General features: G+C 40.0%; 10 protein-coding genes. 4 read left to right on the top strand and 6 right to left on the bottom strand.

From position 1 onward, the window contains the following. The first annotated feature begins 54 nt into the window (after nucleotides 1-54). The 3 genes from HWV02_RS02155 to HWV02_RS02145 all read left to right on the top strand — a co-directional run bounded on the left by HWV02_RS02155 (nucleotide 55) and on the right by HWV02_RS02145 (nucleotide 3,464). Entirely contained in the window at nucleotides 55-1,533 is a 1,479-nt protein-coding gene (locus HWV02_RS02155; protein WP_211689590.1) for a CehA/McbA family metallohydrolase, read from the top strand. Next, entirely contained in the window at nucleotides 1,523-2,260 is a 738-nt protein-coding gene (locus HWV02_RS02150; protein WP_211689588.1) for an HAD family hydrolase, read from the top strand. Before HWV02_RS02155 ends, HWV02_RS02150 begins: the two co-directional genes overlap by 11 nt. A gap of 64 nt (nucleotides 2,261-2,324) precedes the next feature. Then, complete coding sequence (locus HWV02_RS02145) at nucleotides 2,325-3,464, top strand: ABC transporter ATP-binding protein (protein ID WP_211689587.1); 1,140 nt, start codon at nucleotides 2,325-2,327, stop codon at nucleotides 3,462-3,464. A 126-nt stretch (nucleotides 3,465-3,590) separates the two neighbouring features. Here HWV02_RS02145 and HWV02_RS02140 read toward each other — a convergent pair whose 3' ends face one another. Next, a complete protein-coding gene (locus HWV02_RS02140) occupies nucleotides 3,591-4,403 on the bottom strand; it encodes a TauD/TfdA family dioxygenase (protein WP_211689585.1) in 813 nt (270 codons plus the stop codon). Nucleotides 4,404-4,405: 2 nt separating this feature from the next. Then, nucleotides 4,406-5,575, bottom strand: a complete 1,170-nt coding sequence (locus HWV02_RS02135; RefSeq protein WP_211678281.1) for a hypothetical protein — start codon at nucleotides 5,573-5,575, stop codon at nucleotides 4,406-4,408. 258 nt (nucleotides 5,576-5,833) lie between these two features. Between HWV02_RS02135 and HWV02_RS02130 the strand changes: the two genes are divergently transcribed. Continuing rightward, the gene (locus tag HWV02_RS02130) at nucleotides 5,834-6,220 is read left to right on the top strand and encodes a diacylglycerol kinase (RefSeq protein WP_211678280.1); all 387 of its coding nucleotides are present in this window, start codon (nucleotides 5,834-5,836) and stop codon (nucleotides 6,218-6,220) included. 105 nt (nucleotides 6,221-6,325) lie between these two features. On the opposite strand, the gene HWV02_RS02125 is transcribed toward HWV02_RS02130, so the two are convergent. From HWV02_RS02125 to HWV02_RS02110, 4 genes are all read right to left on the bottom strand, one after another. Further along, complete coding sequence (locus HWV02_RS02125) at nucleotides 6,326-7,933, bottom strand: trypsin-like serine protease (protein WP_211689584.1); 1,608 nt, start codon at nucleotides 7,931-7,933, stop codon at nucleotides 6,326-6,328. Nucleotides 7,934-8,102: 169 nt separating this feature from the next. After that, on the bottom strand, nucleotides 8,103-10,421 hold the full coding sequence (locus HWV02_RS02120; RefSeq protein ID WP_211689582.1) for a bifunctional diguanylate cyclase/phosphodiesterase: 2,319 nt from the start codon (nucleotides 10,419-10,421) through the stop codon (nucleotides 8,103-8,105). Beyond that, nucleotides 10,421-11,296, bottom strand: a complete 876-nt coding sequence (locus tag HWV02_RS02115) for a transporter substrate-binding domain-containing protein (protein WP_255547013.1) — start codon at nucleotides 11,294-11,296, stop codon at nucleotides 10,421-10,423. Before HWV02_RS02115 ends, HWV02_RS02120 begins: the two co-directional genes overlap by 1 nt. A gap of 122 nt (nucleotides 11,297-11,418) precedes the next feature. Next, nucleotides 11,419-12,828 carry an aminotransferase class V-fold PLP-dependent enzyme gene (locus tag HWV02_RS02110; RefSeq protein ID WP_211689581.1) on the bottom strand — a complete coding sequence of 470 codons (1,410 nt, stop codon included), beginning with the start codon at nucleotides 12,826-12,828 and terminating at the stop codon, nucleotides 11,419-11,421. Nucleotides 12,829-12,880 lie beyond the last annotated feature (52 nt).

Below are 12,880 nucleotides of genomic sequence, written 5' to 3'. Positions count from 1 at the left end.
TGATGAGTGCGCAGCATTCATCACCAGTACAACTAATAGCAACAAGGATTTACCATGTTGAATTTTACTGGTGAGTTGGTCTTTGGCCATCGCGTTTTGAATTTTAATGTTAACGCCAATATTAACACCCTCACCCTTACTGCAACGACAGTAAAGAAAGGCTTTTTATATGCCTATCTGTATGACAGTAAGCAACAGTTACGTGCAAATTTGTTATTTGAGAAAGCCAACAAAACTTTAATTTTGACATCGAAATCGGCTTCACTTGGTGGTATTTCAGGTCATTTACCTCCTGGCGATTGGCAACTACATTTGTATAATCTTGAAGGTGAAACCAGAACGCCAAAAGCCATGCGCTATGCGATTGATGTTGAATTAAGTGAGCATATTAACCCCGAATATAGCAGTCATGAGAAATTGTTAGCAACGCAAACGCATGCTTGTTTGATTGCCGATAAAAACGCTCCGCTTGATCACAGCATTCATTTTGATTACAACCACAGTAAAAATAATAACGCCGCTTGGTATCGTGGTGATTTACATGCCCATACGCAATTATCAGATGGGAATAATACCCTCGCCGCAGCAACGCAAATAGCCCAGCAACAAGCGCTCGATTTCTTTTTTCTCACCGAGCACAATATTTGTCACCCTGCGCTGCCCATGTGTGAACATACATTAATATTACCTGCGATTGAGGTCACCACAGACCAAGGTCATTTTAATGTGCTCGGCCCGCGCCGCACCCTTAATATGTTTAATGCCACTTATTCCAGCGCGGCCTTGATTGAACAGGGGCTTAGCCTGGTTGCACAAGATGAAGGTAATATCAGTATTAATCACCCAGCGATGAAACCTTGGCACTGGCATTACGAAAATATCGCACTAAAAAAAGTAAATACCTTTGAGGTCTGCTGTGACCCTACATGGTCAACATCACCCAAAGCCACTGAAGATGCACTAATCCTATTAACGTACATATGGAACAGCGGCCATCGTATCGCTGCCGTTGGTGGCAGTGACTCACACTTAGAACCCCATGAACGCAACGCCAATGCGACAGAACCATCTGTCTATGGTGATCCAAGTACATTTGTCTATGCCGATACCTTATCGGGTAACGGTATTTTACAAGGCCTACGCCAAGGTAATGTTTATCTAGAGCGCCAATGTGGGTTGGTTTTTCAACTTAATTCTGGTGCAGTCTTACCAGGTCAAGATGTCGGCACAAATATAGTCGATTATCGCCTGGCTGTGACAGATACCAGCACGAGCTATTATGCAGAATGTATCGCTGACGGCAATGTGATAAAACGCATTAAACTCACGACCAAAAATATCCATTTTCAAGTGGATATGAGCACATATGCCTGGCTACGTATTGATATTCGCCGAGGTCAATTAGATAACCTTACAGCGTCTGAGTTTGAGGGCGTCATAAACCCGATTTATAACGGTACACAAGCCATCTTTAGCCAGCCTTTAGTTGGTACTTGGGGCGAACTAATGGAGTTAATAAATAATGGAAATTAAAGGTTTACTGTTCGATAAAGACGGAACGTTACTGGAGTTTCATCAAATGTGGTTACACGTCGCGCAAGGCGCAGCGGGAGACACATTAGCGGTCTACGCAGCTGAGAATAATCATGACGTTGATAACGTCGCATTATTAGCGGCAATAGGGGTACACGGTGCTGATGTTGATAATCATGGTTTACTTGCATCAAATCCCGTCGAAGATACGGCTGACGCTTGGTATCAATTATTACAGCTAAGCAGTGATAAGGCTCAGTTCAGCTACACGGTAAAACAGCTGTTCAATAAACAAGTTGAAGATAACCCAGCGCTGATCCAAGCATTACCCGGTATTAAAGCAAAGCTGCTTAACCTAAAACAACAAGGCTTTAAACTCGGCATCGCCACTGCAGATACAAAAGACGCCACTATCTACAGTTTAATACAGGCTAAGTTACACGACCTATTCGACTTTGTTGGTTATTCCGATGGTGATATTGCCCCCAAGCCAGCACCCGCGTTATTGAATGCTTTTTGTGGACACTGCGATTTAGTACCACAACAAGTGATCATGTTTGGCGATACCGTTTCTGATATGAAATTTGGCCGTAATGCAGGCGCGAGCACCATTGGTGTTTTAACTGGCACTGCAACCGAAGATGAACTACGGCCTTACGCTGATAAAGTTCTGTATTCAGTTGCCGACTTTAATACCGACTTATTAATGACGATTGCTCACAGTTAATCTCGACGAATAACTAATAACTAATAACTAATAACTAATAACTAATAATTAATACGGAAATCACATGGCTGAAGTAATACTACGTCAAGTAGAGAAAATTTATCCAAATGGGTTTAAAGCCGTTCATGGTATCGACCTCACTATTAATGAAGGTGAGTTTATGGTGTTTGTTGGCCCTTCTGGTTGTGCTAAATCCACCACATTGCGCATGATTGCAGGGTTAGAAAACATCAGCAATGGCGAGATCATGATTGGTAACAAGTGTGTAAATCATTTACCGCCCAAAGACCGTGGCATTTCAATGGTATTTCAAAATTACGCGTTATACCCGCATATGTCTGTTTATGAGAATATGGCCTTTGGTTTAAAACAACAAAAAATCAATAAACGCGAAATAGAACGCCGCATTAGTGATGCAGCAGAAACATTAGAAATTACCCACCTACTCGACAATAAACCCGGTGAAATGTCGGGAGGGCAACGTCAACGAGTAGCGCTAGGTCGAGCAATGGTACGTAAACCGGATGTATTTTTATTTGACGAACCGCTGTCAAATTTGGATGCTAAATTACGCGTTTCCACCCGCATTAGTATCGCCCAGTTACACCAGGATTTGAAAGCCGAAGGTCAAAATGCAACGATGATTTACGTGACCCATGATCAAGTCGAAGCCATGACGCTCGGTGATCGTATTTGCGTGCTGGACCAAGGTCAAATCATGCAAGTTGATACGCCTATGAACTTGTATCATTATCCAGCCAATAAGTTTGTTGCTGGCTTTATTGGTTCTCCCGCGATGAACTTGATCCACGCGACACTTTCTCAAGAAAATAACCTTACGTATGTGCAATTAGATAACGGTTCACAATTCGTATTACCAGTGGATAAAGCCGAAAAAGTAGCACATAAAATAGGTCAAAAAGTGTGGTTGGGACTGCGGCCTGAACACATATCAGTGATAACACCTTCAAAAGAAAATATATCAGAGCCACAACAAAATGTTGAACTGACTTACATTAAAGTCGTGGAATCGATGGGCAATGAAGTTTATCTTTACTGTGTATTAGGACAAGAGCAGATTATTTCTCGCTGTCATTTCGACCCAAAGAACAATATTCAACATAGTGAAAGTCACTATATGCATTTCGATATGACGCACTGCCATTTATTCGATGTCGATAGTGAATTAGCATTGCTTAATTAGAGTTGAGTTAACTGTACTTTTGTTAATATGCAATAAAATATAGGTTATAAAAAAAGAGAAATACAAATAATGTATTTCTCTTTTTATCTTTTAAATTTCTGTTTATTCAACATCATAATAAGACAGCTACAAGACTGTCACACGATGTAATTTACGCGGGCTATCGGCATAATCAATGACCGCATAATGCTGAGTACTACGGTTGTCCCAAATCGCCAATGAATTTGACTGCCACTTAAAACGAACCTGATATTCGGGCTGTCTTGCCATCGTAAATAATTTAGCTAATAACATATTACTGTCATCACGGTTCATTCCAATTATATAGCGGGTGAACTGCTCGTTAATAAATAATATTTCTTCATTAGTATCAGGATTACGCGTTATCACAGGGTGTGATACAGGCGGATTTTGTGCCGATACTGCAATCACCTCTTTTTGCCAGTCCTCGGTGATCTCACTTGCTTCTATACCATCAAAGGCAAATAACGCATGCATAGCAGATAGCTCTCGCAGCAATACTTTATCTTGTTCAGGTAAATCCCGAAATACAGCGCTCATCGAACACCACAAGGTATCACCACCATAGGCTGGCACATGCTGAGCGTGAAGGATAGAAGCTTTAGAAGGTTGCTGTCGCCAAGTTAAATCCGTATGCCAAAAACTTTCTAATGGTGGTTTACCACTCACGGTTTCAATAACACTGACTTGTGGCGCTTGCTCTACATGAGGAAAAAAAGGATGTATAGGCTCTAACTCCCCAAAGCGCGCAGCAATGATTAAATGTTGTTGCGGTGAAAACACTTGATCACGGAAAAAAATTACTTGGTGAGTAAACCAAGCTTGATAAACTGTTTCAAAGACCGTGTCATTACAATTGACAAGATCAACATGGTGGATCAAAGCACCAATGTTGGGAGTAAGTAACTCAATCCTCACTATTATTCTTCACCAGTCTTGATAATAGCTATATTAGTCGCAACTTGGCTATGCTTTTCAACGTCTATAGTGGCGTCAGCTGCAACAATATCTAAGTCCGAAATCGTCTCATTTATTGCTAAGTTATCGCTCTCTGTCAGCGCCGCGTTCACCTTTTCTGTTAAGGCAATAATTAACTGTGCTTGCTCATCATTAAGAGATTGTTGCTGCTCCAACTTATTATGTAGTGCATCATTAAAATATGTAATTTGTTCAACATAGGTGAGGCTCGAAATATCTTCTGAAAATAAATTAAATGCCGCAGTTGATAGTGCATCGCGATAACGTAACGCGATCTTTTCACTTTCAGAATGATTGATACTATTGATCCACTTCACTTCAGTTGTTACGCTATTGGCGCGACGTAAATCGTTCTCAACTTTAGCCACGATATTTTCGATGATATTTTTGTTTCGCGTAGAAAACATAATTGCATCATTTAACTGTTGCACGCTCTGTTGTATTTTCGCATACGTTTGCGGGATCAGGTTTTGATCCATTTTTTTCATTTTCTTTACCAATGGCGTGTAATAATTACTTTTAACAATTCGGATTTCGAGCTGTAATAAACGTGCTTGCACTGTCGAACTGCGTTTTTCATAACCGTCAGTTGAGCCATCATCTTCAATATCAGCAATTAAATCGGCCGTACTTTCGTTAATGTCATTTAACGAATTTTGCCATTGACCATGAACTTGTGGTGACAAATATTCAATGTCAGCTAACTGCTGTGCTAAAAATACCGATACCAGCTGTTTAATACGTACGGCTTTATCTAGTGCTTCTTGCGCTTCTTCAATTTTATCGATTACTTTACTTTCCGAAGGACCACCAAAAAAACCTTGATCATTGGGATCAAATCTAGCGACCAGCGTACGCATTGCTCGAACATCGGAATTTACATCTCTCCAGCTGTCGGGAGCAAAATAAACATAGTTCTGCTCTTTTGCCGCTTGATATTGCTGCTCAATATGTTCAGCGAGCCCTTTGACTTTTATTATCGCTAGCGCAGACTCATCCATGACTTCGACATCATTGGTATTATGAACATTTTGTTGCGTTGATTCCGTCGACGCACAACCTGATAATTCAGCAGCCGATATAATGATCGCCGCAAACAGGGTTTTATTCATTTAGTTCATCCAATACTTTATGTTGTCAAAACCTCAATACTACCGAACACGCAGCAAGGTAACAATACAAAAACATTAAATGTGTGCCAGTGATACAATTTAACCACTATTCCCTTATTATTCCCTTACATATCTCTTATAGCCTCTTATAGCCTCTTACAGCCTCTTACATATCTCTACAGCCTTTTACAACATGTCTCCCTACCATTGTGTTCTAATTTAGATAATTATTTCAATTAGATGAAAATGGATGAATAAATGAATAAGACTGATGTGATAAGCAAGGCTGGAAAGCCCGGATATACAGGATTAACGCGAATTATCAAAGCCACCGGATATTCATGGCAAGGCTTACGAGCTGCATTCAAATACGAGTCGGCAATTAGACAAGAATTGCTCTTACTGATCATTTTCACGCCTATTGCCCTGTTATTAGACGTAAGCCATGTTGATAAAATACTGCTCGTTGCATCATTAGTACTCGTGCTTATTGTTGAGTTATTAAATTCGGCCATTGAAGCGGTTGTTGATCGCATCGGCACAGAACATCACGAATTAAGTGGTCGCGCTAAAGACATAGGCTCAGCAGCCGTGTTTGTTAGCTTGTGCTTAGCAATATTCATTTGGTTTATGATAGTGATGTAATAACAATGAAGAGATACATTAATGAGATATAGGTAGATATGCCAAGAGTTGTTTGTTGTAATTGATGGCCCAATTGGGGCCATCAATTACGGCTAACTGAATAGTTTATACTAGCCGCCTTCTAACTAACGCTAACATACCTAAAGCAAGTAAAGTAATCCAATTAATAGCGCCGCCACTACCAGCAGAACTTCTATTAGTCGCATTACCATCAGGTCTAGTAGACTCTCCTGTAGACTCGCTAAATGCCGAGTGAGTTAAATTACTGATAGTAATTCGGTCATCGCCATACGAATTATATGAAGATTTTCTATACTCAAACACAACTGTATTATTATCTCTAGGTAAACCTATAGTAAACTCATCAGCCTTAACACCACTCTCTCTGTCATGTAACTGGCCATTAACATATACGTTAAAATAATTATTGGATTGTAGAGTTACGATATTGGCATTGAAAGATAACTCCCCAGCAGCTAATCCCGTAATCGCTAATTGCGCGAACTCATTGTAACCCAACACTGGAGATTCAATTGAGCTACCATTGTTAAACCATGAGTTTTTAGAAGAATATATACCACTGTTCGCAACAGAAACCATATTACTAACATCAGTAGGCGCAGTTTCAATACCGAGATATGATACCTTTAGATCGAGGTTAGGTGCTTGCAAAAGATCTGTAAGCATACTGACCGATACCTCTCCAAAACTTTCTCTGGCATTGTAATTAATCGTAACCGCACAGCTATCATTAGCAGCTATCACGTTACAAGTATTCGTTGTTATTGAAGCATCATAGGGCAGCACCTGAATTCCTGACGTTCTAATCATTTGTGCTGTATTATTTTGGATAGTGAAAGTATGCGAATTAGCACCTAAATGCTTAGCCCCCACAAACTCTGACTGACGGTAACTGAATCCTTGCATTTTTCCTGCAATCCAATCTGAGAAATGGCTTACATTAGCATAAACACCATAATTTCCGGCTTCTGCACACCCATAACCCCAACTCACAATACCAAGTTGTTCATAACCATTAGCACTGGCAACAACGATTGGCCCACCACTGTCACCCTGACAAGAATCATAACCACCATTAACATACCCGGCACAAAATGCATTATCTTTTGATCCGACATCATCTGGACATAGCGCTTGTTCGACTAGCGGTACATCAACTTGGTATAGCTCATTATCAAATTTTATGTTATCTGGCCTTGGGTCTTGATCTCCCCACCCCATCACAGTTAACATTTTACCTACTGCTAGGTTGTTACGTAAACTCCTATCAGCCAAATTAACGGCTGTATAGTTTACCTCGCGCTCAAGTTCTAAAATAGCAATGTCATTACCATCCGATGCATCAGGGTAGTTTTCGTGAACATAAACTTCTTTAACACTATATCTATGTGCAGCAACATCACTCTGAGTTAGATCTGAAATACCAATAACGGCATCAAGATCTTGCCCTTCTTTGCTGTCGACACAATGCGCAGCAGTTAATATATAGCGCCCACCTAAAAAGCTAGCCCCACAAAACTGGCCGCTATATACATCCCTATTTTTAGAGACTAAAGCCACCATAAATGGCCAGCTTCCACTGCCACTTTTTTCTCCATTAATAATTTTTGGATCCATGTTTTCTGCAGCATGAACCTGACTTAGCGATAGGGGCGCTAAAATTAACAATAAAAGTATTTTATTTAAATGCATTACCTAGTCCTTGGCTTATCCATTAACCATTGATTATATTAATAATTTCCGATAATACATTAGATTAGTGAAAATACTCTAACGAAACAGCAATATTTCAACCTAGACAGTAAACAAACATGTATATATATGATTATCATCTCGTTTTATGATAGAAGCTGACCTTTGATTATCTACACCAATCCTCTTTATATTGATGTAATAACGCTTCAAACTCTTTAGCGGGCACTGGTTTACTGTAAAAATAACCTTGGCCATATTCACAATGCATTGACCTCAAATAATCCGCATGCCATTGGTCTTCAATTCCCTCTGCAACCACCTTTAAGTTAAGTGCTTTCGCCATCGCAATGATCGCATTGACCAGCTCACGATCAGAGTCACTTTCATGCATATTTTGCAAAAAAGCGCGGTCTATTTTTAATTTATCAAAGGGGAATTTTTGTAAATAACTCAGTGCCGAATAACCCGTACCAAAATCATCAATCGAGAGCTGCATGCCCATTGCTTGCAGTTTATTAAGTAAGGAGACTACTTCGTCGTTGTGATTGAACAGCAAGCTTTCGGTGATCTCAATATCCAATTTATGCGCAGGTAAACCAGATTGCATTAATCCAGCGTTGATTTGCTCGAACAGCTTATCGCAATGTCTAAATTGCACACTCGAAAAGTTAATGGCGATATGTAACGGCCTGATCTTTTGCCATTCAGCAGCCTGCATACAAGCTTTATTTATCGCAAATTCACCGAGTAAGTGTATTAAGCCATTTTTCTCGGCTAAAGGAATAAATTCATCCGGTGATATAAAACCAAACTCGGTATCATGCCAACGCATCAAGGCTTCAGCACCAATAATTTGGTTGGATGCTAACTCAATAATCGGCTGATAGTAAATTTCGAGCTCATCGCGCGCAAGCGCTTGACGTAATCGGCCATCGAGATCTAACGTACGCTGTAAATCAGCACTCATTGCCGCATTATAAAAACTGAAGGCATTACGCCCATCTTGTTTGGCTCGATACATGGCAGTATCGGCACTGGCAAGTAACTGTTGCACATTATTACCGTCTTGAGGGTATACCGACATACCGATGCTGGTAGAGATAAACAACTCTTGGTTTTTCCAAATAAAAGGATCATCAAATAACGACAATACCCTAGCCGCTAAGTATGTTGCCGAATCCAAATTGTTCAGTTCGGGAATAACTAATAAGAATTCATCGCCACCTAAACGGGCGAGAACGTCGGTATCACGTATAGAATCCAGTAATCTTGCGGTACTCTGCATCAAGACCTGATCGCCAGCAGAATGCCCCAAGGTATCATTGATCTGTTTAAAATTATCAAGATCAATAAACATGACTAATACGTTAGTATTCGATCTTTTTGCTCTTACTAATTCTTGCTCCAAGCGGTCATTACCACAATTTCTATTGGGTAACCCAGTCAACGCATCATGCGAGGCTTGATAAGCCAACTCTTGCTCTGAAGCCTTTCTTTTTTCAACCTCTTCAATTAACAATTGGTTTTGAGTCGATAAGATCCGTCGTTGTTTATGACTTTCTTCAAATTTGGTTCTTAAAATAACATTTGCGTTATTAATCATGAATGTATAGAAAAGCCCAAATACAACGGGCACGGCAAGAAAAGACAGACCAGCGATAAACCAACCCGAAGTGAAAATATCTTTTTCATTGACAGGTTCAAACCAACTTCTTAATTTAAAGGGTGTATTCTCAATCTCCATTTCAAAAAAAATGTTATTGGCGAGTTCATTTTTCTCATCCGATTGTGGTTCCGTTGTTAATGAATCCCAGATAAAAATATCACCATCAGCCGTAATTAAATCCATGCGGCTTCGACTATCGACATGTTCCTGTGCCGTCAACTGTGAAACGATCACTTCCCTGTTCAAATCAGCAACCAAAAAAGCGACCGGTTTACCTGCGAAACCAACACGCTTAACTAGTTGAATATAAGGATATTTATCATCTTCTTTAACCACGCGAATAGTCAAACTCTGTTCGCGAATATGTGGCATATTCACCCTATCGAACCTAGTACCTTGGTTTTTTGCGGTATCCGCAATAACAGTGCCATCATAACCAACAAGCACCAAACGCTGATAAACCGATTGCTGATTTATTTCAGTATTATAGATGAGGCGGTTCAGTTCCCTATTAAGGTTGAATAAACTCGCTCCTAAGCCATATTGCATCGACATACCTGATGCCAAATTCGCAAAGTAGGTCAACATTGATTTATCACTAGAAAGATTCGTTAACTCATCATTCGTCACATTGAAAAAATATTCCAACATACTGGTGTAACTTTGCACCTTCAGATTAAGTTCTCGTTGCTGTGATTCTTTCAATCGTGTCTGTCCAACATTGGTAACTGCCAAAATCGACACTAAATACGCCGCGAGTAATACCGCCGCAATAATAATTAAGCGGCTACTGGATAATTTACGCTTCAACTTTTTCATCACACTAACTTATGATTATTATTAAAATAATCGCCATAAAAATAAGACACGGATGGGTAGTGTTTCTCAACTAATTGCAGATAAGTCCCGTCTTTTTTTATATCATCTAAATATTGATTAAATGCTTTACGCAACGCTGGCGAATTCTTTCTAAAGACTGCCCCCATTCTTTGTTCTTGTGACACAGGCCCTATCACTTTTATTTCACCGGGCCACTTTTCGAGTGCAATTAAGGTATCAGCAACATCAAGTAAGGTACTTTCAGCATCTTTATTCAGGATCGCCGGCACCATTTCATTCAAACGGCGTTCGGTAGCGGGCAATATAATATTGGCACCCGTGCTATAAAGATTATATAAATTAGGGTCTAAGCAAGAATGTTCCATCGCTAACACATCTCTGCCATTGATCAGCTGCTTCACTTTTTTAATGTCTTTATCAATCGAGTTGGTTGGGTTAATAGGTTGCAGGTCTGAATCCGCACGAGCCACCAGCCATACTGCAGAGGGGAAATAATCATTTGAGAAATCGGCGAGTTCAGTACGCCAATCTAAAATAGTGACGCCATTGGCAATGATATCGCCTTCGACTGCGCACTCGTCACCAAATATTGTTTGATTGTTTTTAAATTGCGCATGCTGACCAGTTAATTTACCTATCGCGTTATTCCACTTCGCTGGCACATATTGGTACTCAACACCCAATGATTCTGCAAAACCTTTCACCAGTTCCACATCCAACCCGCTTAACAATTCAAAATCGTCTTTCTTGATATAAGACACAAAATTTGCGTAAGGTACGCCAATATGACGTAATACACCTTGTTTTTTTATATCTTGTAAATCAATAGCCAAGACACCTTGGCTAAAAATCATGGCTGACCCTATAAACAAAATATTCTTTATCGTATTCTTAAATTTTGTAACTCTCATCGACATACTCTATCTTATCGGCTCTAATTTAAAGAGAGCGCCCAGTTCGACTGAGCGCCTAAGTATTAAGCCATGCGTTTGTATAGTTTCTTAATCACGTTAACTAAACCTCTCACATCTTTTTCATCGTGGAAAAGATGCGTAGAAATTCTTAATGCATACGTGTTAGCGCTATCTTCTTTATACAATTTAAAGTTGGTTGTACGAATGATGTAGCCATAGTGATTACGTAACCGATCTCTAAATTCAGTCAGTCGCTCACCTTCTTCTAGCTCAAATGGATTGAATGTTGTTAAACCACTCGCTAGCGCTTCAACGTTTGGAGAGAATATATAGGCATTAGGCAACGCCTCGGCCAATAATGATTTGCACAATGCGCTTAAATCTAACACACGTTTTTCAATACGTGCTCGACCAATGTCATCCCACATTTTACAGCTATCAACCAAGGCTTGTTTCGCAGGGTAATTATCATTACCTATGTACTGCATTTGATAACAAAGGTAATCAGCATGTGATAATGATGAATTAATAATCCAAAGCGGATTAACACGGTCACTCCAGTATTCATTTAAACGCCGTGCATTATCACGCACATATAAAATGCCTGTCGCACCTGGTCCACATTGCCATTTATGACCAGACCCCACATAGAAATCACAATCCATATCGTGAAAATCCAAATCAAGCATACCGATCGAATGCGCGCCATCAACGAGTGTTGGAACGGCATATTGCGTTGCTAATTCACAAATACGTTTTGCTGGCAGCTTTGTACCTGTTTTGTAGGTAATATGAGAGAACACAATCAGACGAACATTCGGGTTTTTATTCAATGCAGTTCGGAATGCTTCAACATAATCCTCTTCTGTCACCGTTTCAAAGCCAGTGTAAACAGGAAGCTGAACTTCCACTATTTTCACTCCGAAACGCTGTTTAGCAATCTTCATTGCTGTTGTCGCTGCCATATGCTCATGGTGCGTAGTCAGAATAACATCACCTTCTTCAAAGTGAAGACCGTTGATAATAGAACATATACCATCAGTGGTATTACGGCTCAACACAATCTCATGGGCTTCAGCGCCAAATCCCGGCGCTACATCAGCGACCATCTCTGACATATATGGCCAAGAGCCAAAACGTGCATCCATATCCCATGGGTATTTCGCCACGGCTTTATTATTGTCATTAAATCCTGCCAGTACATGCCTTGGCATTGAGCCTGTTGTACCCACATTCATGTAGGTTGTTCTTTTATCTAACACAAACTGTTTCTGAACGTTCTTCCAAAACTTTCTGTTATGTCTATTATGTGTATTATGTGTATGGGGCAACCAATCAGGATCTAGTTCTGATGCACTCGCTGTATCTGCAAGTACTGAGCCACCAAGCCCTACAACCGCCACACTAGCCACTGTACTTTTAAGAAATTTACGACGATTAAGGCTTTTAGGCCCTTGTTCTATATTGTTCATCTACTTAATTCCTTGTTAAACATTAATACAGACATAGTTAATAATGTTTATT

It is taken from the genome of Moritella sp. 28 (assembly GCF_018219435.1).
Classification (GTDB): domain Bacteria; phylum Pseudomonadota; class Gammaproteobacteria; order Enterobacterales; family Moritellaceae; genus Moritella.
This window is presented reverse-complemented; position numbering and strand designations above follow the sequence as displayed.